Raw genomic sequence first — 20,862 nt, 5'->3', positions numbered from 1 at the left:
GGAGACCGTAGTCGACCCCTACCGGTCGTCCAGAATTCTCCGCAACGGACATTCATGGCAGCAACGCGAGGTTTTTTGGACGAGCTATATTCGCTGGATGTCATCCAAGATCGGACAAAAGAACCCATGAGCCCTCACACATACATGCTTTTTGTCGGCGCGAGCTTCGTTTTGTGCCTTGTGCCGGGCCCCGATATGCTGTTTTTGCTTGGACGGACGATTGCACAGGGACGTACGGCGGGTTTATGCGCCGCGCTCGGGATCAATCTCGGCGCATACGTGCACTTGCTTGCCGCGGTCACTGGTCTCTCTGCGCTCGTATTAGCATCAGCGACGGCGTTCACTGCGGTGAAGTGGGTGGGCGCTGCATACCTGCTCTATCTCGGATTGGGAGCATTGCGCTCGAAGGGAAGCATTGTTTTTCCGGGCGACGACGCTCGGACGAAAGCTTTGCGGCTAATTTTCTGGCAAGGCTTCCTCAGTGATGTTTTGAATCCGAAAGTCGCGCTGTTTTACATTGCATTGCTTCCCCAGTTCATGAACGCACGTGACTCAAGCCCTGTGAAGCATCTCGTCGCGTTGGGCGTAACGGGCAACATGGTCGGAATTACGACGAGCATCATCTACGTGCTTCTCGCCGCTCGGATGACAAGCGCACTTCGCCGCAACCAAGCTATCTCGTCGTGGTTGACCAAGGCTATGGGTGCTCTGTTTGTCGGACTAGGATTGAGGTTGGCAACAGAGAAAATTTGATCCGAATTTTTTCCGCCAGCACGTGAACGGTCGCCGTCCGAGGGGTGTAGCAGTGTCGGAATAAACGTTCGAGACCGGCTGCCGCTACGGCGACTCCATCAAATATCAACGATGTGGGCTAAATTCCGAATGACCCTTCGTGGCCGACCGTCGCCGCATGCAATCAGCATGTCCGGCGTGCTTTGCGCTAAACGATTGGATTCCCCGGAGGGACCTCCGAAAGTCGTTGCATGATTGCCTCGACGGCCCGCTCAACCGAAAACTTCGCGGTGTCGACGACGAGGTGCGCTGATTCCCATGGGTCGTATTGACGTTCAAGCACGCTCTGCCATGTTGGCAACTGGAAATCGGGGATATCGGCCTTTCGTCCCTCGATCCTATGCCGATGCATTGCGGCATCCGAACAAACCACCTCGATCTCGAAAATCTGCACACCTGCGTCGAACGCCACATTTCTCCAGGCACTGCGCGTAATGTGCAACGAATTGACCGAGTCCGCGACAACAGTCGACCCAAGCCGTAAGTTATCGGCGGCAATCGCATATGCCGCCAGATAGCCGGCAGCCCCGATATCCGCTTGGCCGCTTTCACGTGCCTTGATTGCCTGTTCCAATGTATCTATGCGCAGATATACGGCCGCGAGCTTGCGTGCGAGAGTTTGCGCTACTGTCGTCTTCCCCGTGCCCGGTAGTCCGCCGAAGGCGATCAACATTTTCGATGCTCCCTGATCAGTAGATGCAGACAGATTGTTATCGATTTACGTCACGAGGTCGACTGTCTCCTGGTGGCCGAACAGCGTCTCATGCGACTGGCATGTAGTAGCCCGAGGCGGATTGCAGACCAAGCCAAGACTCAATCGGCAGGTGAAAACGACATGATCGCGGTTCGGTCGGCACCAAAATGCAGTGTTGCGCCTTGACCGAACGTAAGGATCTCCGGGTCAATCCTTTCTTTAAGCAGGTTTATTTTCAGTTGCGTCACGCCCCTAGCAACGGGTGAGGCCTTTATCAGCCGAAACGTAATGTCCGGGCCGATGAGCGTGTCAACGCCGTCACGAATCTCCAAAGCATAGCCAAGCGCAACGAGCTGACGCCCAAAGCTCACAGATTCGAACTCATTTAACGCCAAGGTAACTTCGTCGATGTCTTTCATGAAACGGGTTGGTTGAAACTTCGCAGCGTTGTATTGCTTGCGGCTGATGCCTTCTTCGTCGGCCCGAAGACTGCCTCGACTCCTTTTCAGAAAGTCTCGATCAACCTCCATCACCCACGCACAGAAGGGCTCCGCCTCACCCTCAGGAAACCCCACTAAGGGCAGATTCCAAAACCAGGGGACGCGATTTCCATCGACCTTCCGTTCGAATAACGAAGAGATGCCCGTACCTCCAAACTTTTCCAAACACTTCGCTACCCGCTCTATGTCCCCAACGTTCTCTACGGATAGTCCGATTCCCGTATCACCCACTCGCTCCAAACTCAACGGCGCACGAGAAGGACTGAATAGCTCAATGTAGGTGTTCGCGCCGGTCAAATAGATGCCCGTCCAGGTGCGGTCGTCACCGGCCGCAATCGTGCTAACTTCCATCGCGGAGAATTCATTTTGCATGAATTCGGAACGGGCAATCGCATTTAGCGTGTTCGCGTCCACGTAAGTATAAATATGATTCAGGTGTACGGCAGGCGCTTTCAACTTTTCCCCGCTTCAATAACATTGAACTAGCAGCAGCTCGCAATGTTATCTCGTTCGAATGAGCAGACAACGATTGTCGGCGATTCAGGAGCGGTTGTCGAACGGCCGCTTGTGGCCGACTGCTGGCCAATGCGTCCCGCATAAGACGACGCAGAACCGCCTCCAGCAGTGATAACGGCGACCGGTTTCGGTCTGTTAAGCTAAGCGCAAACCCTCTCTATAAGAGTCAGAATGCTCCGCGCATCGATTGTCATCCGCACTCTCTTTGCAGTATGCCTTCTTGCTGCAACCTTCAATCATGCCCGCGCCATTCTGCAGCACGGTGTGCTCTGGGACTATGGTTACGGAAGCAAAATAGCCCTTACCAGCAGGCTCTATTGGGCTGCGCTGACTATTCTTGATCCTCTCGCCGCCGTGCTGTTGTTCGTTAAACCGAGGGCGGGAATCTGGTTAACAGTCGCGATCATCGTAAGCGATGTAATACACAACACGTACTATGTCGCGGCGAATGATCAATGGCTCGCGCCATTCTATTTGGCCCAGGTCGGATTCCTCGTGATCGTGCTTGGTCTCGCACCGGTCGCGGCAAGGGCGGTTCCATCGCGGGTCAAGCGCGGGTTCGAAAGACTGACGTAATCACGTCTTCACCATCGATTGTTGAAGATGTAGGATGCGGCGCCGGGTGTCCCTTTCTGGCCGCGCGCTGCCGGATGCATCGGGCGTATGGCGATACTGAACGCCCCCAATGCCGCAGAAGTTCACTAATCTTCCACCGCAGTAAAGATCACAGGTATTTGAATTTTTTAATCTGCACCTTCCCGTTCAATCTACCTGCTACAAACTGCACAGGCTCCGTAGTATTCGCTATTGTCCGCTCCATAATCCAAGGAGTAGGCCGATATGTCATATCCTGACCATTTACATTTAAATCAAGTATTTCATATTCGGCCACATAGGCGTATGTAGTAAATCGTCCTCGACCTTGCCATTCCCAGTGAGCAGGAACAATACGTTTTGCCAATACCTTGGCCTCCGCCGTTTGCACCTTCACGCCAGCATAGTTCACGATCAGAAAAATCAGCGAACCGATACAGAGTAGGATTAGAGCATCAAAAAAAGACAAAATAACTGCTCGCCCGATTTCTCCATGGTGAAACGCTGCAAATGGAAGAAAAACTAGGTTATGGCTAGACATATCGATTTTCCAGCGTCTGATTACGGCGCAGTCTGCACCTTACACCGTGCCCGGGCCGGAGTCATTCAGCGCCGCCCGGATAGCGTCATGGTTCTGCGGCCCATTCAATTGTCAGCGATTTAGCTAGCCCTGTCGAATGACCGAAACTGGCCGCGCGCAGCCGATTAATCCTGGAATGGGCCAGCTTCGAAGGCCAACATCCCATTGCCGTACTCTCGGCTCCATATATCTCGCGGGTCTTCACCTGAGCCCTTTACGGCGAACGAGGCATTTGGCAGACATTGCGCCAGCTTGGTGAACAGGGCGATGATCGACCAGCTATCCAAGTAGAACAGAGTTGACGTCGGAAGAGCTGATTGACATGCCTCCAGCAAATTCTTCAAGACATCGTGACTCAGAGCACATTCATCAATGAACCTGACGATTTCATCTCGCGAACTGGCGACATCCAATGGCTCGCCGTCGAAAGGATAAACCCAAACTTCTGTATGAAAGCTCATGGGATCGCTCAGCGGTATCTAAGTCTGAGGTTGAAAATCGACACTTGAGGCAACAGCCATTGTTGACGATTTGAAGCTAGATGTCGAATGACTGCTCCTGGCCGACTGGGGCCTCACTCCTGTTCGGGTCCGTCAAAATCCTGACGCAGCGAACAAGCCGGCTTTATATTGATTTGATTCGAAAAAAAACGGTCCAACTGCCTCAAGTGACGTCGAATCATATTCGCCGACTTGGTAGGCAAAATTTTCCCAGACGTAGGATTCGCGATCGCGCCGCACGAGGGCCGAGTATGCGCCGCAGCCAACATCGCCGCACTCTGGGCAAATGTAAAGCAGCACACGCTTTCCGTTCTCAGGCGGAACATCGAGCAGAGTCGCGCGAGTACGCTCGCATGCCTCTGCATACCCACTCACAAAGCAACCCATGAAATCCGAGTGTCCTCCAGCATTTTTCACCAGCATTTCCAGCAAAGGCTGTCCGTCTATCAGGAAGTCCGCAGAGATTCTCTCAGTGCAAGTGGCAGCCCCCGACACGGTCCCTGGTCGACGGAGTATGCGATGTCCAAGTAGGTTCATGTTCGTGTACGAAATCGGCTTAATTCGTCGGCATTGTCAACGATTGAGGAGCCCGTGTCGAATGACCGTTTGTGGCCGACCACTGACCGACTACCGAGCGCGATGATCGTCTTGGGTGGGCTCATCATTCGAAATGCATAGTCCGACCCTGAGCGGTCTTTCAAACTGTCCGATAGCAGGCATTGGGCACAATCTACCGGCCCGTTTTCCCGAGTAGGATGTAGGGGGGGCTGACGAGAATGGCAACGACGACGACGGCCATAAGCAACTGAAATATCAGCGTAAATTTTGGATGTCGGTCAAATTATGGCAAGCGCTTCACGTAGTCGGCCACTCGCGAGAAGATAAGCCCTCCGATTCCTCCACCGATGGCGGCACCGAGCGTTCGATGATCAAAGGCAAGTCCCAAATGCGAGCCGAGTGCTGCACATGCGCCGCAAATGGCTAGACCGCCCCAAGTTTGCCAATGACGATAGATAGGCACGCCACCCTCTCTAATTATTTGACGAGATCAGTTATCTTGATATAAGCCGTTTTACACTTCGAATTTTCACGAGTTTAGCGTTGAAATTCGAACTGCCGCAATTGACCAATGAGTGCCTCTTGCGAGTTGCATGCATAGCCGCCGCCCAGCAGCCAAGCCGGTCGGCTGCGAGCGACTCGCAAGGGACGGTCGCGATTCTCCGGAGCGGTCGTTCACTGGCGAAGCACGGCCGAAACCCGTGTCTGCGTCTTATCGACGGCGAATTCTGTAAGCATCGCGGCGTGCTTGCGATGACGTTGTGCCGCACTATAGAGCCATTTTCTATCCACTCACGCTCGCCTGGTATCTTCGACTCGCCAACATCCGCCAGCGCGTAGTGTTTGTCAGCGGCACTGTTCGGCCGTGGCGCGTCGGCCTCCACCATCGAACAGATTTGGATTTCTTGGGCAACGTTGAATACTCGACAAACACGCTAAGTTCGCCAACGGAGTAGAGCCACGTCGCGCAAACCGTAGACCCACGCACGTTTATGCCTTCGATATGCGTCACCCCGGCACTTCTCTTACCCGTGTCGTCCCTCAACAAGGCGAAGCCAAGGGTCACGCTCTCAAGCGTTTTAGCGTTTAGCAAAGCGTTTGCGAAAGGTCGTATGTCGATTGGAATGTCTTCTTCAATGATTCTGCAACCAAATAACTTTACGAAATACAACTGTAGATAGATCGCGGCGGACCTAGTGTGATGCGGAAAGATTCGCCCCAATTCAACGTAGCCTAAGTTCGGCGACGGCAGGAAGTGCCGCCGAAGGTAGTCCGAAAACCGATCCCATGCCCTATCGTAGGGTTGAGTAAGGCTGCTGTTGCAACGATTGCAGATGAGCGCCTTCGATTTCAAAATCTCTGCTTTCACACTGCCCAATCTAACGTTTCGGCGTCGCGATGTATGAAAGAACAGTGGAGTCTTTTGCGAGACCGGTCCGAAGTAATTTCTGAGGTCGGATGCCTTGACGAGATGCTCCCCCGTCCCCGCCTCGTCCCCACATATCCAACATTTCATAGTCACCCCTTCAGGGCAAAATCGACAATGCCGGTCCCGATCTCGCCGTTATCCATTCGCACAACCTGGAGTGTTATCTTGGATAGATACCTGGTGGGAGAAGCTATCCACTTCATGACAGCTGTCTTTTCATCACTTCTTGGCATTTCCTCACCCACTTGATGTTCTTGCAAAAGGTCTTGAATCACGCCAGCAGCGAGGTCGGGAACGCTCAGTAGATCATCCAAATGACTCTTTTCAGTAAAGGATTTGCCAAATCCCCCGCCGGCAAAACCCTGCTCCGCATACAGTGCGAGTACCCGCAGGAACGTCGCTTGTGTGTCGGCGAAGTTTCGCTCCTTATAATCCTCGTTGATTAGATCGTTGTCGCTGTACCAAATGAACTTTTGATTGTCAGTTACCAACAATGACGTGAACGCGGCCAGTATGTTGCAAACGCGAAGCAACTTCTCGGCGGCATGACCGTCCCAAGTGCCGAGGCTGTGACTTAACAAGTGCTCGATAATGATCGGGTGCGCCTGCCGCTTATCCGCGGCGAAAACCGTGTCAATCCGCTTGTCGATAGCCACGGTAATGATCGCGCCGTGAATAAAGTTATCGACCAGTTCGAGGTATTCAGGGAGCGCGCGGCTTCTCGGGCCGCTCTTAAGTTTCTTGTAGGCGAATTCGCTGTAGGGCGCGACTAGCCCGTGTTTTTCCCTCAGTTCCTTTACCTTCTTGGCAAACGGGCCGATCTTGTCGTAGGCGAGAAACAGGAACGAGTACGTATAGAAGCGCGCGGTCGGGTGTTCGCCTCCAAAGTCAGACATTACTGCAACACCCTTGTCGTCCGAGAAATCAGGCAGTTCCTTGATCTTCCTAACGAGATCGACCAAACGGTGAGAGAAATATGGGTATTCTGGCGTCACCAACGGTAGATCAAACGGCCCGCTCTTGTTTATCTTCTGCTGCGGCGGCGCCGACACAACAACGAGCTTTAACGAATCGGGCGAGTTACCAGCGGCCTGCGCAGCCGCTGCTGCGACAGTCGCCTTTTTGAAAGGTGGTTTCATCGCTTCGAAAAAGGAAAGGGATATATCAGATGATATTCCCAAGTTTGTCGCAAAGGAAAAGCTCGCCTGCGGCGGCCATCAGGTCAATTGCGTCGCGCAGCTCGCCGCGCTAAATGAGTTCGGCGATGCGAACAATGATCAACGCCGCTGGAACGAGCACCGCCTGCGCACACAGTGTCCCGAGAACGCGTGCGCCCGCGAGAGTTGTAATGGCTCGCCGAAAGCTGTTTTCCGAAATCCGGCCTTCGATCACGTCGTCCGTCATCACTGAAACTTGCGGATCGATGACGACCGCCAATACCACGGTCGCAAAGCCATTGATAACTGATGATAGGTTCGCGCATGTAACCCGCAAATCGGGCTTCAGGTATCCGGCATAAAGCGATGCGAAAACGCCGACCGTCCAGATCGCCATCGCGATAACGTTCAGTCCTATGACTTTCCAGGAAACGCCTGCGCCACTTGCCAGTTGGGTGACGTTGTGTCGCGAAGGGAGCCGCGCTCCAAGCCGAATGTAGCTGACGCCCCCGCGACTGAAGATATGGAGCAGCAGGCGAGGGATCGAGCGATTTGCCTGAAAGTGATCGACAGCGCGGCTGAAATAACGCTGGAACGTGGGAATTAGAAACGCGCCGACAGTGCTTGCCACAGTGGCGGTCAGCAGGAAAAGCCGAAAATCGCCGAGCAGACCATGCTCCATGTGATGAGCAATATCGAGCTCTACCCGCTTCGCTATGAATGGTCCCTGAAAGGAATTTGCCGTCCGGGAAACCAAGGCGATGATCCCGAATAGAGAAAATGACACGGCGATGCGGCGCGTGCGAACACCAGCAATCCGCACCGCATACGCAAGCGTCGCGATCACATGGATTACGAATGTAAGCCCACATATGACCAAAAGCGGGGTGTCCATGTTGTCGCCGCGAGGTTGGCAAGAACCGAAGTCTACCGGAGTACGCCCCCGGCCCGATTGTCGGCGATCTTGGCTCACTGATCGTGTGACCGGAACTGGCCGACCAGCGTCCGACTACCGAGCGCGATGATCGTCTTGGGCGGGCGCATCATTCGAAATGCATAGTCCGACCCACGGCGGTCCCTCGGTTTGTTTCAAAGCGGCCGCTCAGTACTGAAAACCCCTGCCTCGTCTAGCATCTCGACAAGGCCTTCCGGATAAATAGTCTCGGTCGTGCTGGACAGTTCCTCCCGGCTCCACCATTGGTGATCCGCCATCACTTCCATCTCTTCCGCGGTCCAGCCGTCACGTAAAATGGATTCTGTGTCCGTGCTAACGACGAAATACTGTTCGACCGCAAGCACACGCTCGCCATCTGGTAATTGCAGGGGCACTTCGCGGCTACCTACCGGCCCGGATACGTGCGCGTCGCGAATGCCTGTTTCTTCACAGAGCTCTCGTATTGCAGCATCCGCAAACGTCTCGCCATGCTCGACACCGCCGCCCGGTGTTGCCCAGTAGACCTTTCCAGCAAGCACACCAGTCCTGTGCACGAACCGAAATAGCAACACTCGCCGCTTTGGCGTGGTGATCAGTAGCCTGGCCGAAGGACGTTCGCGCATGAGAATCGGAAGTAGGCGTCAGTGGAAGTAGAGTATGCATCGGAAAGCGACCCTGAACAGACACTTGCGCCTCTCGAAAGCGGACGGTCCGAGAAGTATCTGGTCATCTCTTATCCAGCGACGTTCTGCACGCTTCTGGAAGCGAGAGGCCAATCAGTCCCTCGCGACCATAACTTTGTTCTCGTGTTTAGTACCGCCAAGCTCGAAGTACGATATTCCGTCCTGGCTCATTCCACGAGAACGATAAAAGGATATCGCCTTCTCATTTTGGGAATTGACGGTCAGCCAGATTGACTGACTCCCGGTCTTCGTCATTGCAATACCTCTAGCGTGGGTCAGCAATGACGATCCGATTCCACGCCCAGCAAACGCATCTTGAACGTAGAGTGTTTGAATTTCGATGGGTACGTCGCCATGGTACGAACCGACACGCATGACAATGTAACCAGCAAGACTACCTTCCGCCTCGGCGACCAATAGCACGATGTCGGGATCGTTCATTAAACTGAGTATCTTCCCTGGCGTAAACGTCGACAGGACAAATTGCGCAATAACATCCGACACGCCCGCCGTCGCGTAGGTATGCTCCCACACAGTCGCGCCTAGAACCGAGATACGCGCCGCGTCATTTCGTTTGGCTGGTCGTATCGAATGGGCTGCTTTCATCTTGTTATTTTCTCCTAGAATTCTGCAATAAACGGTCGAGGTGTTGACGTATGTTTGCGCTTGGATTGTCTGCGATCCAAAGGAAACTGCCGAACGACTGGAAGTAGGCAGGACGCAGATGCGTTCGGCTGAGTTCGATCCGACAGAAAGAGTCGCGTGGCCCCGAAGCGGTCGTTTAGTTGCTCGCGCTAATCAGCATGGCACAACCATCACCCGAGGCCAGCGCTTTTGATATTGCTTCTGTTCGACACGCTTCCGATACGTGTCGACGCTGACACGCGCAGGATTTCGCCGAACCACCATAGCAAAAAGATCGTCAAGCCCATACGGCGCAATGATGTCAATCGAATCGTCGTCCCGCAGAGTTATCCCAACCGATGTCGCGAATTCTGGCCACGATGCTATCGCCGCCTCCAAAGAAATGAGTGGCGAAACTGGATGGCCAAACGTTGCCTCGAACCATATGTGCACGGCGGCCTGATTGGTGACTTCCCATGGCGCGAACGGATGCAAGTTGGTTAAGCGATGTTGGATTTCCGCATCGCGCTCAGCCGAAAGGTCAGAAGCGTCGAAGTGGGCTACGTCGACGTCCGATAGGGCTGATGGGGTCCGCAAATCATGTAGTGAATCCCATACGAGGTTGCGAACAGCGCCGGCACCGATGCACCAGGATCGGAGTTTAAGGCTGCGGACCGAGACAAGTGCAGCCCAGAACCATGTCGTTTCACGCGCAATCGTCATGAGGCGTGCTTCAAGTTCGGTTGATCGCATGGTTGATAGATCGCTACTGAGCCTTCGGGTATTGGCGGCAATCGACGCTCACGTCGAGAGCGTCGGCATAAAGTGCATTTTCAACTGCGCACATGTTCCGGCGCTCCCCGAGCGGATCTTTGCAAACAGTGGCAGTTCGATGTTCCAAGTCGATTTCGCATTCTATCTTGCGGAATTCCCAAAATCAGCAGACGCAGTCGAATGTCGCTTCATGGACGACCACTGACCGACGCGATGCCGGTTACGCGGCATGAACGTCTATACGTCCATGCCGCAGGGAAAGAATCCGGGATAGTCTAATTGAACTATTAAGCTAACCAAAATGAATGGCGCAGGCGGCGATCTGGGCGGCTGGCTTTCTGCCTGCCGATGTCCACCCAGTCCGACCCGCGGAAAGTTTACTAATTACAAATAGTAAACATTCCGATAGCCTGAGCCATCCTGCCAGTGTACGAAGCCCGGAGGGCTGGATAGAATGTTTATAAATGATTCGTATAACGAACTTAATAAACATTCTGAGGTGAATTGTGCGCGAGGGGCAGGCGAAGGTATTGACCGAATCGGAGTTCCGTCGCGTCGTCAACGCGTCGAAGAAAGAAGCCCATGCGAAACGAAACGTCGCGCTTCTGTATTGCTCATTTGGTCTTGGCCTTCGCGCAAAGGAGATGGCATCACTTCGAATCCGGCATGTGCTCGATGCCGGTGGCGAACTGCTGGACGAAATCAACCTCGATGGTTCGATGACGAAGGGCAATAAGCAACGCCATGCGTACCTGACGAATCTGAAAGTTGCCGACGCGATTCGTGACTATCTGAACGAGCGACGGAAGGACGAAGGTATCCTGTTCAACTTCGATGCGCCGCTATTCCGTTCGCAGAAGGGCGGACAGTTCACGCCGAACACGCTCCAACAGTTGTTCCATCGCATGTATTCGAAGGCTCGTATGCAAGGCGCATCGAGCCATTCGGGTCGTCGCACGTTTGCAACGACGCTGATCGAGAAAGGTGTGGACATCAAAGCGGTCTCAAGGCTGATGGGACATGCGTCGATCGCGATGACCGCTCGCTACGTTGAAGACAATCCGGTGCGATTAAAGCAGATCAGCGCTGATGTCCTGTGACGCCATGCTGAGTGGGTAAAATGCGGAAAACTATGAAGATTGCGAAACGCGTCGAAGGTGCGAATGTGGTACCGAAGCGTCGTTTTCAGCGACCACGTTACCGAAGCCCCTCAACGAACGAAGCGCCTCGGTCGTGGTAAGAGTCAATGACCATTGAAAAACGGTTCGGATCGTAGGTGCTTAGCCGCTAAAGTACTTCCTCATACTGCCGATATACCGGGAGGTACTACTCGCCTCAGCTTAACTGGGGTTCCGTGTATCGAACGGACCCACGGAAGACTTCGAATCAGAAGGCGTTGAGCAACACACCAACGGACATACGCTATCTCTAGTGCCCAAGGTCTCTAGGGTACACTCGCAGAGTTGGGTCCAGCCGTCGCCAAAATATATTGAAATATAGATAATGTCGGATTCAATCGAACGCTATCGCGGCCACTATTCGGAGGCGTCCGTCGCGCCAGCACAGAGCTCCCGGGAAGCGCCGGAGGAAAGTCTATGTTGAAAAATCAGACGCGCGCAGATGCGACCGCGTCGACGCGTGCCGTCATCTATCAGCTCTGTGTCGCGGTGGATCGGTGTTATGCGTTAAGTTCTGGACAGAAAATTCTGATCGAGCGCCTTGGAGACGTGACGATCGAGAACCAGACTCAGATTGAGGTCAAGCACTACGATCTTTCCGATGCTTTGACGGATGGGCACCCCAACTTCTGGAATACACTGTATAACTGGATGGACGACCACTTCCCGCTGGAAGACTACGCGTCGCTTATCCTCTACACGACCCAACCGATTAGCGTTCATTCGCAGCTCTTGCAATGGAACGACGCTCCGGACGCGGACGCGCGGTTGCAATTGCTCACGCGTATTAACGCCGACTTCGAAGATGCCTATCAGAAGCGGTGCGAGAAGAAAACGGAGGCTAAACCGAGCGATACTCTCGTTTGCCAGCGTTGGTTGCTTGATCCCGTGCGCCGCGCCAATCTGCGCTCCGTGATCGAGAAATTCCACATCGAAGCAAGGTCAGACGCTTTACCCGCGCTCTATGAGGAGATCAAACGCGATAGAGTACGTGGCCTGTTGGAAAACAAAGATCGCTACCTTCAATCTCTGATCGGTTTTGTCTGTCGAGCTGATCTGCCAGAAACGGATGCGTGGGAAATCTCGTACGAGCAATTCGAGGCAAAGCTGGGCGAGTTGAACTCAATCCACTGCAGGGGAACGCGGATCTTTCCTGCCAGACCAACAGTCGGCGAGTCGAATTCCGAGCGCGCCACCCGTCCTGATCTTTTCATACGGAAGATCATCGAAATTCAGTACGACAATGTTGTCACCGAGGCAATTCGGGCCTACGAAGAGACAATCCAATCGATGACGCAAGACTTCAGTGTCTACCAAGTCGAGCGAACTCGACTAGAGGCGTACGTTGACGAGGTTGAGTCGAACTTCCTGCATCGCTATCGGGCCGCCTGCCGGGGATGTGGAAGCAACTTGATTTCGGATTCGAAGTCGTTTTACGACGAGAGGCACGCCGAAAAGGCGCCGGATTTTCCGGGCTTCGAGAATTCGCCGAGTTGGTTTCGCAACGGGCTGCTGCACATCAAGATGAATGATCCGAAGAAACCACATCAATGGAAACTACAGACGGAGTAGAAGACGTCGTGGAAGGGGCGGGCGACATCATCCAGCACTTGGAGACGCTGCATAACAATCCCTTCCTCTTTGCACGAACGTTGGCGAATTTTTACGCCGTCATGCCGCCCCAAAAAGGCTCGTTACTGCTCGCCTATCTAGTGCTTCCAATTGCGCTTCATGCGCCTGCCAGAATACTGCTCAAGAAGAACAGCGGTCGCACGACCTTACGTTCCTTTCTGCTCGAACGTGATCGCATCTTCGGGCTGGAACGGCGTGTTCAGGAGTGGCGTGAGATTACGAATGCAACTGTCCAATATCTGACCGGGGCCAACATTCTTGCCATCAAGTCCGACTTGGCTGTGACGTGCACGAGAGACTTCGACCTTGAGGACATTTCGCCGATAGACGTGGCCACATCCGCTAAGGCACTCGGACGAATCTTTGCACCCTATGATGTTCCCACTATCTACCGCATGCTTGGCGTGATGAAACTATGAAAGCCCGCATCCTTCATATTGGCATCGTTGATAAACGCAACCGCGTACACGCAGTCTCGTTCAACGAAGGGGTGAACGTCGTGACCGGTCGTTCTTCGACAGGGAAGAGCGCACTGATTGAGATTTTCGATTTTTGCTTTGGCAGCTCCGAATTCACGGTGCCCATGGGCGTAATCACCGAGCGTGCTCATTTGTACTTTACTGCCATGAAGGTCGGATCAGTAGCGATCGTCCTGGCTCGGCAGGCCAACTCCTCGCGGGCATTCATCAAGGAGGAACGCGACCTAGAGCGCGTTCGCGAAGCCCAATTCCTGAGCACCGAATACTTCGAGAAGGAATTCTTCCTACCTCACGATGCCTTCCTCAAGGAGGTCAAGCGCTTTTTTGGTCTTGACATTACGGACCTCGACGAAGACCTTGAGGCCCGCCGTCGACGCAGGTTCGAGCAGAAGCTGCCTACGCCTTCAGTCCGCAGCTTCACCTCATTCATGCTCCAGCACCAGAACCTCGTCGCAAACAAGCACGCGATCTTCTACCGCTTCGAGGAGCGGGAAAAGCGAGAGCAGGCAATCGATCATCTCAAGATATTTTTGGGATTCGTCGACCAGGAGTACTTTGTCAAGCAGCAACAACTCAATGAACTCGAGAGGCAGATTCGCACGCTGGAGCGCCTGCTACCGAAGCGCCAGGACGTGATCCAAGCCACACAAAAGGAGTTGAAGGCTACATTGTCGGAATACGAAGCTATCGCGGGAACTCCGTTAGGCATCGATATTGATTCCGCATGCCGCAATCCTAGGGCCGCACTCCAAATTGTGGCAACTAAACGAGTCGAGTTGGTAGCGGACTCCGATGGCCACGTTCGCAGGCGTCAACAGATTGAATTTGCGCGCAGCGAAGCTACCCAACGGCTGCGTCAGAAACAGATCGAACTGTCTAATGTCATCTCCTCGATCGATTTTGCGCAGCGCTACGCGTACAGCAACCGTAATACGCTAGTCCCCACCCGCGCGGAGTTGCAGGCTGACGAGTGTCCCTTTTGTCATTCGCAAAGCCACGTCGTGGAAGAGAGTGCCAACGCGCTTTCGGACGCGATTCACTGGCTAAACACGGAACTTGCGCAGTCGAGCTACCGCCTCGAGTCATTCGAGGGGGAAAGATCACGAATCGAGAGGGAGCTGGCAGCTATACGATCCGAGGTGGCTGAGCATAGCGCTCAGCTCAAGATGGCTGACGACCAACTCGCAAAACTGGGCAGACAGAAAGGACAGTATGAGTTGTCTGTTGAGGTGAAGGTTCGAGTTGAGCAGGCGCTAAAAAACTTGGCCAAGGCCATAGGTCACGACGCTGATAGCGAGTTGACCAGTTTGAGAATCCGAGAACAGCAGCTCCGAGAGGAGATCAAAGGCAATTTCGATATCCGGTCGAAGCTTGAACAGGCGGAGAGTCGGATTCGGGAGATCCTGGCGATCTTGGGCGACCGGTTCGAGTTCGAAGACTCCTACCAGCCAATTCGGCTCCGATTTTCGCTGGACACGTTCGACCTCTGGCACGAAACCCCCGATCGTAAAAAGGTATTTCTTCGCTCCATGGGCAGCGGAGCAAACTGGCTATCATGCCACTTGACACTGTTTCTCGCCCTCCATCGCTACTTCTGCGAACTCGGTGACGAGTGCCACATTCCACCGATCCTATTCCTTGATCAACCGAGTCAAGTTTATTTCCCGAGCATCCTAGATGGTGGTGAATCCTTCTCACCTGTGGAGATTGCGAAAAAGGACATGAGCCGATCGGCTGAGCGCCCGGTCGACGATGATGTACGCGCTGTAACAAATCTGTTCGATGCACTGGTGAGCTATTGCCAAGAGACTTACGAAGCGACAAACATCATGCCCCAAATCATAGTTACGGATCACGCGGATCACCTTAAACTCAGCGGTGGATCGACGTTCGAGTCGTTGATTCGCGCGCGCTGGCGCGGCCGGAATGAAGGCTTTATTGCGATTGAATCGTGAACCTAGCCAGAATGCAGGCGGCTCACATTCGGATGCACTGGTCGGCTAAAACTTTGGTTGGACTTTGAATGTTAGTAACACGGTGGCTGGTCTTGATTCAGATAGCGCTCGGACCGTTTCGCTCGCTCGTGTTGCGAACGGTCGGTATGGCTGTGCCCGCACCGAGTTCGATGAGGACCATCCGTTCGACGCTTAACAACCATGCTTCGAACCGCATACGCCGACGCCGCACGGCGTAATCGTTCCAGTCCCAATCGTTGAACATCAGGATATTCGGTCGCGCAGTCGAACCACACTTCGGGCAGCGCGGCAGCCCTGATATCAACCGGCAATGCTCGACGTCCACTTCGGGATGGAAGTCATCTGCTGACCATGTTTCGCGTGTGCATGGCTGCGAGCATTGCAGACGGTGAATCGAACCGTGACATTCGAGAATGCGTTTCTCTTCGAAGCCAGCCTTCTGGAATTGACCATCGACGTTGCTGGTGAACACGAATACTCCGTGCTCTTTCGGCAACGCCCACCGACGCAGAATATTGAACCCTTCGTGCGGGACGGTTCGCCGATAGAGGTTGAGCCGATGGCCGTAGAATCCCCACGCGCGAACGGGATCGCGTCTGAATGCTTCGCCATTGGCAATGTCCTGAAATCCGATACCTTCGGCCCTCAATGCAGGATACGCGCGCCAGAAGCCATCTTCGCCGCGAAAGTCGGGCAAGCCGGAATCGACGCCCAGGCCTGCACCAGCCGTGATGAGGATGCCGTTCGCGTTTCGAATCAGTTCGGCTGCGTCTTCGATTTGTTTGGCGATGTCCATCGTATTTAGTTGTCGAAGGTGGCGTCGATAGCGTCGTTGAGCAACCGATGGATATCGCCGCCGTCGGGATCGTTGCCGAGGAATTTCCAAAATTCCGATAGGTGCCGTTGCCGCTCATCTTCGAGCCGAGGGATCACGTCGAGCCGAATGAGCTCTTCCTCCGTGAGATTAAACATCGTGTCATCCGTCAAACCAAGTTCTTCGAGGACGGTCGGCTGGTCGTTACTCTGTAAGCAATGCAAATCCCAACGGATCGCAAGCTCGTATAGCGGTTTGGCTTCTACGCTGCCAAGCCATCGCAGCATTACCGCGTCGCAAATGTCGCACTCGCTTTGTGTTCGCGTGCGAGTCAGTACGGAAATGACGGGCCGTTTCTGTTCGAGTGCGTGAGCAATTTCGTTGCTCGAAACGTCGCGAACTATAGCAATAAAGTCCTTCAGATCGGTTCCATCGAGCGTCGGTCTCTTGGTGAACACTGCGTGCCAACGCAACAGCACACCGGAATACGGTTCCCGGGCGTCTTCCAGAACGATATTGCGGACAGGCAGATCGCCGGTAACGATACGGACCGGCAACTGAAACGGCACTGCCGACTTTAGAACTTCGACGGCTTTCTCAAGCGCAATCGATACGGGACAATCCGCCACCGGAAGGTCGAATCCAGCATCGGCCAGCATGTCTGCAATAAGCATCATCGTCTTCGAACCCGCGTAGATCAGTACTCGCTCGGGAATAGTACACATGTGGAGGTCTGATCGGCTTCCGTGATGATCCAGACGCGCTTGCCCGCGACCTCATACGCCGAAAAGAGTCGCGCGCCGTGGATTGCTGCGAGAAGGTTGGTTTCAGCATCCTTCGGCGTAACGTCGCCCCAATCGCCATGCTCATGACGCTTCAGGTACGGATCGATAGTAACGCCTTCACGTTCGAGGTATTCCAGGACAGCGGGGGTGACGACGACCCTCCCGAGTCCGATCAGCGGAAAGGAAAAGCCTGCAAACGGATTATTGGTTGCCGAAGTAGTGCTGTCATTGGTGTCGGACATTTGGTTTACTCCATGAGCGGTAATGTGGTTTCGATAAGCAAAAAAAAACCAGGGCGGGTGCCCTGGTTCGTCGGTCGGTTCAGTGACCGTGATTCGTGATGGCGGCCGGATCGCCACCTCATCGCGATGGGATGTGAAAACATCAGTGGCCGATAGAGTCGTCGCCGTTGACAGCGCCGCTATTCACGAGCCTTTCGTGCTGAAGCTGGTTGTACCGCGTGTCATACGCCTTCGCGATGCAATCGACGGTCTGACAGGCGTTTCGTGTCTTGAGCCACTGGCGCTGTTCCTGTTTGACCTGATTCGGGTTGTCGGCGGTCTGCACGACTTCCTTGTAGATGTCGGCATTTACCGAGTCAGTGGAGGACAGCGTTGGATCAGCGCAGATCATCTTTTCTACTTTGGACGAGGCTTTCGAACAGTCGAACGCCGGACCCTCGGCGAATGCGGCGGTGGACAGGGTCAGTGCAAGCGTGGCAACTGCCAATGGTTTCATATTGTTGGTCCTTCAACGGAGTCTACGAATTTCTTTGCATAGAATGGAATGGCGATCCAGAACGTACCCATCAGGCAGAAGCACAGCAGAGCGTGGACGATGGCCGCCTTGTACCATCCCTTGTATTGCAGGTAAAAGAATCCGAACAGAAACAGAAAAAGGCCCGAGACTTCACGCCCCGAATCACCGGCACGGATCGTTCGTTCGACACGAACATTTCGCTGCTTCACGCCACATACGGTACATAACGTCGTGGTGTCCCACAACGAATGGCCGCAACTCCGGCAGGGTCTCATCGGCATGGATTGTTTGTTCCTTCTTACAAGTCGTGTTTACTCAAAGGAATTTGACAAGTTTCATCTGAATATCGACGGTCTTTTGGGACACGTTTGACGCCTCGGGCGAACCCGTTCGATTCGACTTTGGGCGGAACGCAAACCAAATGAAACGCTATGCCCGCGTGCACGATTCGGTTTGTTGGCTGTGGCGGAAATAGATCGTGTAGACGAGGTGCGAGGCATCCAATTGGCTGATAGTGCCAGTGTTGCTGGAAGTGATGATCTGGCCAGTGTTAGACGCTCTAAAATTCACATTGAGCAACATGCGTGAACCGGCCAAGCGATAGGAACCCCACACTTCTCCGTTTTCGAGGGAGAAATTTGTCTGTGAAAATTCGTCGACTTCCTCCGGCGCGCCTGGGTGGTCGGGCGAAATGCAATTCCACTTGCCGACGAGTGTCGATTCGCTTGTGCCCGTATTGCTGTCGCCGTCGTCGGAGCTATGGTGCGGTGTCGCGTTATCCAGGACCGCAACGAGTATCAGGCACGCGGCGAACGGAAGTATTAGCTTTCGGCGCGGCGGAACGTTTCTGCCAAAGCTGGCTGCGAGTTGTGGGCGGATAAGCAAAGCTGTTAGCCCTAGAAAGACGACGGATAGCAAAGTCAGAATCGCGTTGTGCATGATGGTTAGCGTTTGTATGATCGGTTGCGTCTCGTGAAGAGGCGCAACCGGTAGCTAAGGGCCGTTGATACGATGTCTGTGCTGCGGATCAGATACGTAAAACGACGCGGTTGTTATTGCGATACGGAGACGTTGTACGTGGAGTTCAGCGCGTCGATCATTCCCTGATACGGGATGATGTAGTTAATCCAGTTGATCCCGTCCGGGAAGTTGGCGGTCGTCGACCAAAGTTGAGTCATGGTCCCGTAGTTCGTCCCGCCGTACTCTTCGATGTCACCGCCAAGGTAGCTAACTATCTGGGCACCGGGCGCAGGCTGATCCGAATCAGACGTATAGATCTTGCCGTTAGTGAACACGACATCGTTTACCACCTGGAAGGTCGGGTTGTTCGGCAGAGTAGTTACGTCGTTCTGCGAATACGTATTGTTCTGGTTGTACAGGATCGTCGGGGGCCAATCACCAATTTGTTCCGGATCGTAGCCACGACCGCCGATAAACAAATCGTATTTGCCATTACCGGTGAAATCGATCAGCTCGAGGTCGCTGACGAGTGCTTCACCACCTGCGGTAAGAGTACCCGGCGACAAGTTTCCATCGCCATTGGAATCATACGGAACGAGTTGCGCAAGGCGGCTGGTGTCCTTCGAGAACGTTCCATCGCCATTGTTCTTCAGGAAATACACGTTCTGCGCTGCGTTTCCGGCAGGACTCGTATCGGTAATCACAATATCCGCATAGCCGTTTCCGTTGAAGTCAGCGGCGGAAGCACTGTGTGCGTAGGCAACGATCGGAATGGTTGTGTTCGTGTACTGGCCGTTCGACTGCGGCAGCAGAATGATCTGGTCTTCGCCGGTATAAGGCGATTCGTCAGTGCCGATACACGAGATAAACACTCCGGGTTTGCCGCTGTTGTTGAAGTCTGCGACGACAGCCTTACGCGGGTGCATGCATCCTGTGGCGTTCGAGAGGATGTCGGACGTGTGATCGACCCATTGACCATTCACCTGTTTGTAGAAGTGAATCTGACCAGCTCCGTTCGAACTCGCACCACAGCTTTGTGCAGCACACGAAGCGGTCACCATCGAATACGTGCCATCCTGGAAGAAATCAGCGAAGGCTACGGCATTGCCTTGAGCAACTTCGGACGGGAGCGGTTGAGGTCCAAGTTTGGTGGCTGCAGCGATCTTGTTTTCATACGACGATGCCTGAACCGGAATCGGCGTGACCACTGCGGGTGTGGAAGCACCGGCTGGTGCAGATGCGGTTGAACTGCCGCCACCGCCACCACACGCGACAAGGAGTGAAGTCAGTATCGCGCTTATCCCGATAGCAAGCCCTTTTGCTACTTTCGACGTCATTTGTTGTTCTCGTCTGAGTTAGGTTTTCTTCTTCAATTACGCTGGCTCAATACACGGAGCAAGGCGACCCTGACCATGTAGCTGAACACAGCGGCCAAATGCGCTTCGTCATCGGCGACGCGGCACAAATTCGGAATACAGGCGCATCCCCGCGCGCCCGGTCATTCCATGCGTGAGACACGATGCGTCATCAGATCTGGATCAACTGATAGACGATGGCCTCCACTTCCGGATTGTTTTTGCGAAGCAACGATGCAAACCGGGAGATCAGCAGGCGATTCTTCTTCGTCTCGATGCGATTGATCTGCCGGATGACCACCGGATCGAAAGCGCGACCCGGCTTCAGGTCTTCGATTGCCGATTTCGCGAGTGCCGTGCGTTCCGCGTCCAGTTCCTGCAATGCCGCGCGGAATTTCTCCGGCGTATCGGTCGCGGGCGTCTTGCGGACGGTCTTCGTGGGCGCAACTGCGGGCGCTTCGACGGCGGTCACAGGGGCCGCAGTGGTCTTCGTTTCCGGCTTCGTGCTCATAGTTTTCTCCAAATAGTTCGTCGCATCGACAGTTAAATACTATCCAGAGTTTTGGATCTCGTACATATTTTTTATCGA

24 protein-coding genes are annotated in these 20,862 nt (G+C 54.0%); 6 read left to right on the top strand and 18 right to left on the bottom strand.

Translation table 11 applies throughout. The features are described from left to right. Positions 1-54: 54 nt before the first annotated feature. Positions 55-753: a LysE family translocator gene (locus tag P3T24_RS08650; RefSeq protein ID WP_429433795.1), complete on the top strand. Its 699-nt coding sequence runs from the start codon at positions 55-57 to the stop codon at positions 751-753. Between the two features lie 187 nt (positions 754-940). Here P3T24_RS08650 and P3T24_RS08645 read toward each other — a convergent pair whose 3' ends face one another. Both P3T24_RS08645 and P3T24_RS08640 read right to left on the bottom strand, forming a co-directional pair. Next, complete coding sequence (locus tag P3T24_RS08645; protein WP_429433792.1) at positions 941-1,465, bottom strand: AAA family ATPase; 525 nt, start codon at positions 1,463-1,465, stop codon at positions 941-943. Between the two features lie 140 nt (positions 1,466-1,605). Further along, positions 1,606-2,442, bottom strand: a complete 837-nt coding sequence (locus tag P3T24_RS08640; protein ID WP_143016628.1) for a DUF5829 family protein — start codon at positions 2,440-2,442, stop codon at positions 1,606-1,608. Between the two features lie 231 nt (positions 2,443-2,673). On the opposite strand from P3T24_RS08640, the gene P3T24_RS08635 reads away from it, so the two are divergent. Next, positions 2,674-3,078: a hypothetical protein gene (locus tag P3T24_RS08635; RefSeq protein ID WP_429433789.1), complete on the top strand. Its 405-nt coding sequence runs from the start codon at positions 2,674-2,676 to the stop codon at positions 3,076-3,078. Positions 3,079-3,226: 148 nt separating this feature from the next. Here the strand turns inward: P3T24_RS08635 and P3T24_RS08630 are convergent, their stop codons facing one another. The 8 genes from P3T24_RS08630 to P3T24_RS08595 all read right to left on the bottom strand — a co-directional run bounded on the left by P3T24_RS08630 (position 3,227) and on the right by P3T24_RS08595 (position 10,284). Further along, positions 3,227-3,637, bottom strand: a complete 411-nt coding sequence (locus P3T24_RS08630; protein ID WP_429433786.1) for a hypothetical protein — start codon at positions 3,635-3,637, stop codon at positions 3,227-3,229. A 164-nt stretch (positions 3,638-3,801) separates the two neighbouring features. Continuing rightward, entirely contained in the window at positions 3,802-4,137 is a 336-nt protein-coding gene (locus P3T24_RS08625) for a hypothetical protein (protein ID WP_429433784.1), read from the bottom strand. A gap of 132 nt (positions 4,138-4,269) precedes the next feature. Next, the gene (locus P3T24_RS08620) at positions 4,270-4,608 is read right to left on the bottom strand and encodes a hypothetical protein (protein ID WP_222105743.1); all 339 of its coding nucleotides are present in this window, start codon (positions 4,606-4,608) and stop codon (positions 4,270-4,272) included. Between the two features lie 1,644 nt (positions 4,609-6,252). Beyond that, positions 6,253-7,302: a hypothetical protein gene (locus P3T24_RS08615; RefSeq protein ID WP_429433782.1), complete on the bottom strand. Its 1,050-nt coding sequence runs from the start codon at positions 7,300-7,302 to the stop codon at positions 6,253-6,255. A 109-nt stretch (positions 7,303-7,411) separates the two neighbouring features. Further along, entirely contained in the window at positions 7,412-8,215 is an 804-nt protein-coding gene (locus P3T24_RS08610; RefSeq protein WP_429433780.1) for a lipid II flippase Amj family protein, read from the bottom strand. Between the two features lie 194 nt (positions 8,216-8,409). Beyond that, positions 8,410-8,877: an NUDIX hydrolase gene (locus P3T24_RS08605; RefSeq protein WP_429433777.1), complete on the bottom strand. Its 468-nt coding sequence runs from the start codon at positions 8,875-8,877 to the stop codon at positions 8,410-8,412. 153 nt (positions 8,878-9,030) lie between these two features. After that, a complete protein-coding gene (locus tag P3T24_RS08600) occupies positions 9,031-9,543 on the bottom strand; it encodes an N-acetyltransferase family protein (protein ID WP_429433774.1) in 513 nt (170 codons plus the stop codon). Positions 9,544-9,735: 192 nt separating this feature from the next. Beyond that, a complete protein-coding gene (locus P3T24_RS08595; RefSeq protein ID WP_429433771.1) occupies positions 9,736-10,284 on the bottom strand; it encodes a nucleotidyltransferase family protein in 549 nt (182 codons plus the stop codon). A 557-nt stretch (positions 10,285-10,841) separates the two neighbouring features. Here P3T24_RS08595 and P3T24_RS08590 point away from each other — a divergent pair. The 4 genes from P3T24_RS08590 (at position 10,842) to P3T24_RS08575 (ending at position 15,579) form a co-directional block, all read left to right on the top strand. After that, the gene (locus tag P3T24_RS08590) at positions 10,842-11,435 is read left to right on the top strand and encodes a tyrosine-type recombinase/integrase (RefSeq protein WP_429433768.1); all 594 of its coding nucleotides are present in this window, start codon (positions 10,842-10,844) and stop codon (positions 11,433-11,435) included. A gap of 495 nt (positions 11,436-11,930) precedes the next feature. Continuing rightward, positions 11,931-13,085 (top strand): hypothetical protein, encoded by a 1,155-nt coding sequence (locus P3T24_RS08585; RefSeq protein ID WP_429433766.1) that lies wholly within the window; start codon positions 11,931-11,933, stop codon positions 13,083-13,085. Beyond that, positions 13,064-13,564 carry a three component ABC system middle component gene (locus P3T24_RS08580; RefSeq protein ID WP_429433763.1) on the top strand — a complete coding sequence of 167 codons (501 nt, stop codon included), beginning with the start codon at positions 13,064-13,066 and terminating at the stop codon, positions 13,562-13,564. The genes P3T24_RS08585 and P3T24_RS08580 overlap by 22 nt, the downstream gene beginning before the upstream one ends. Further along, complete coding sequence (locus tag P3T24_RS08575; RefSeq protein ID WP_429433761.1) at positions 13,561-15,579, top strand: DUF3732 domain-containing protein; 2,019 nt, start codon at positions 13,561-13,563, stop codon at positions 15,577-15,579. The genes P3T24_RS08580 and P3T24_RS08575 overlap by 4 nt, the downstream gene beginning before the upstream one ends. Before the next feature lie 97 nt (positions 15,580-15,676). On the opposite strand, the gene P3T24_RS08570 is transcribed toward P3T24_RS08575, so the two are convergent. The 8 genes from P3T24_RS08570 to P3T24_RS08535 all read right to left on the bottom strand — a co-directional run bounded on the left by P3T24_RS08570 (position 15,677) and on the right by P3T24_RS08535 (position 20,784). After that, the gene (locus P3T24_RS08570; RefSeq protein WP_429433758.1) at positions 15,677-16,396 is read right to left on the bottom strand and encodes an SIR2 family NAD-dependent protein deacylase; all 720 of its coding nucleotides are present in this window, start codon (positions 16,394-16,396) and stop codon (positions 15,677-15,679) included. Between the two features lie 5 nt (positions 16,397-16,401). After that, the gene (locus P3T24_RS08565) at positions 16,402-17,091 is read right to left on the bottom strand and encodes a hypothetical protein (protein WP_429433755.1); all 690 of its coding nucleotides are present in this window, start codon (positions 17,089-17,091) and stop codon (positions 16,402-16,404) included. 20 nt (positions 17,092-17,111) lie between these two features. Further along, positions 17,112-17,441 carry a hypothetical protein gene (locus tag P3T24_RS08560; RefSeq protein ID WP_429433752.1) on the bottom strand — a complete coding sequence of 110 codons (330 nt, stop codon included), beginning with the start codon at positions 17,439-17,441 and terminating at the stop codon, positions 17,112-17,114. Between the two features lie 142 nt (positions 17,442-17,583). Then, a complete protein-coding gene (locus P3T24_RS08555; RefSeq protein WP_429433749.1) occupies positions 17,584-17,937 on the bottom strand; it encodes a lysozyme inhibitor LprI family protein in 354 nt (117 codons plus the stop codon). Then, positions 17,934-18,167: a hypothetical protein gene (locus tag P3T24_RS08550; protein WP_429433748.1), complete on the bottom strand. Its 234-nt coding sequence runs from the start codon at positions 18,165-18,167 to the stop codon at positions 17,934-17,936. The genes P3T24_RS08555 and P3T24_RS08550 overlap by 4 nt, the downstream gene beginning before the upstream one ends. Positions 18,168-18,387: 220 nt before the next feature. Continuing rightward, on the bottom strand, positions 18,388-18,897 hold the full coding sequence (locus tag P3T24_RS08545) for a hypothetical protein (protein WP_429433746.1): 510 nt from the start codon (positions 18,895-18,897) through the stop codon (positions 18,388-18,390). Between the two features lie 113 nt (positions 18,898-19,010). Continuing rightward, entirely contained in the window at positions 19,011-20,255 is a 1,245-nt protein-coding gene (locus P3T24_RS08540; protein ID WP_429433744.1) for an FG-GAP repeat domain-containing protein, read from the bottom strand. A gap of 190 nt (positions 20,256-20,445) precedes the next feature. After that, a complete protein-coding gene (locus tag P3T24_RS08535; RefSeq protein ID WP_429433742.1) occupies positions 20,446-20,784 on the bottom strand; it encodes a hypothetical protein in 339 nt (112 codons plus the stop codon). Between the last annotated feature and the right edge of the window lie 78 nt (positions 20,785-20,862).

It is taken from the genome of Paraburkholderia sp. GAS33 (genome assembly GCF_050436645.1).
Lineage (GTDB): Bacteria > Pseudomonadota > Gammaproteobacteria > Burkholderiales > Burkholderiaceae > Paraburkholderia > Paraburkholderia phenazinium_B.
The sequence above is the reverse complement of the archived record's forward strand: the minus strand, read 5'-3'. Positions and strand labels throughout refer to the sequence as shown.

Bases quoted from the DNA above. Each gene is read 5' to 3' on its own strand.
- P3T24_RS08635 (WP_429433789.1), top strand. From the start codon at position 2,674: ATGCTCCGCGCATCGATTGTCATCCGCACTCTCTTTGCAGTATGCCTT.
- P3T24_RS08600 (WP_429433774.1), bottom strand. From the start codon at position 9,543: ATGAAAGCAGCCCATTCGATACGACCAGCCAAACGAAATGACGCGGCG.
- P3T24_RS08610 (WP_429433780.1), bottom strand. From the start codon at position 8,215: ATGGACACCCCGCTTTTGGTCATATGTGGGCTTACATTCGTAATCCAT.
- P3T24_RS08650 (WP_429433795.1), top strand. From the start codon at position 55: ATGGCAGCAACGCGAGGTTTTTTGGACGAGCTATATTCGCTGGATGTC.
- P3T24_RS08625 (WP_429433784.1), bottom strand. From the start codon at position 4,137: ATGAGCTTTCATACAGAAGTTTGGGTTTATCCTTTCGACGGCGAGCCA.
- P3T24_RS08615 (WP_429433782.1), bottom strand. From the start codon at position 7,302: ATGAAACCACCTTTCAAAAAGGCGACTGTCGCAGCAGCGGCTGCGCAG.
- P3T24_RS08575 (WP_429433761.1), top strand. From the start codon at position 13,561: ATGAAAGCCCGCATCCTTCATATTGGCATCGTTGATAAACGCAACCGC.
- P3T24_RS08545 (WP_429433746.1), bottom strand. From the start codon at position 18,897: ATGCACAACGCGATTCTGACTTTGCTATCCGTCGTCTTTCTAGGGCTA.
- P3T24_RS08540 (WP_429433744.1), bottom strand. From the start codon at position 20,255: ATGACGTCGAAAGTAGCAAAAGGGCTTGCTATCGGGATAAGCGCGATA.
- P3T24_RS08585 (WP_429433766.1), top strand. From the start codon at position 11,931: ATGTTGAAAAATCAGACGCGCGCAGATGCGACCGCGTCGACGCGTGCC.
- P3T24_RS08595 (WP_429433771.1), bottom strand. From the start codon at position 10,284: ATGACGATTGCGCGTGAAACGACATGGTTCTGGGCTGCACTTGTCTCG.
- P3T24_RS08560 (WP_429433752.1), bottom strand. From the start codon at position 17,441: ATGTCCGACACCAATGACAGCACTACTTCGGCAACCAATAATCCGTTT.
- P3T24_RS08565 (WP_429433755.1), bottom strand. From the start codon at position 17,091: ATGATGCTTATTGCAGACATGCTGGCCGATGCTGGATTCGACCTTCCG.
- P3T24_RS08645 (WP_429433792.1), bottom strand. From the start codon at position 1,465: ATGTTGATCGCCTTCGGCGGACTACCGGGCACGGGGAAGACGACAGTA.
- P3T24_RS08570 (WP_429433758.1), bottom strand. From the start codon at position 16,396: ATGGACATCGCCAAACAAATCGAAGACGCAGCCGAACTGATTCGAAAC.
- P3T24_RS08580 (WP_429433763.1), top strand. From the start codon at position 13,064: ATGGAAACTACAGACGGAGTAGAAGACGTCGTGGAAGGGGCGGGCGAC.
- P3T24_RS08555 (WP_429433749.1), bottom strand. From the start codon at position 17,937: ATGAAACCATTGGCAGTTGCCACGCTTGCACTGACCCTGTCCACCGCC.
- P3T24_RS08630 (WP_429433786.1), bottom strand. From the start codon at position 3,637: ATGTCTAGCCATAACCTAGTTTTTCTTCCATTTGCAGCGTTTCACCAT.
- P3T24_RS08535 (WP_429433742.1), bottom strand. From the start codon at position 20,784: ATGAGCACGAAGCCGGAAACGAAGACCACTGCGGCCCCTGTGACCGCC.
- P3T24_RS08605 (WP_429433777.1), bottom strand. From the start codon at position 8,877: ATGCGCGAACGTCCTTCGGCCAGGCTACTGATCACCACGCCAAAGCGG.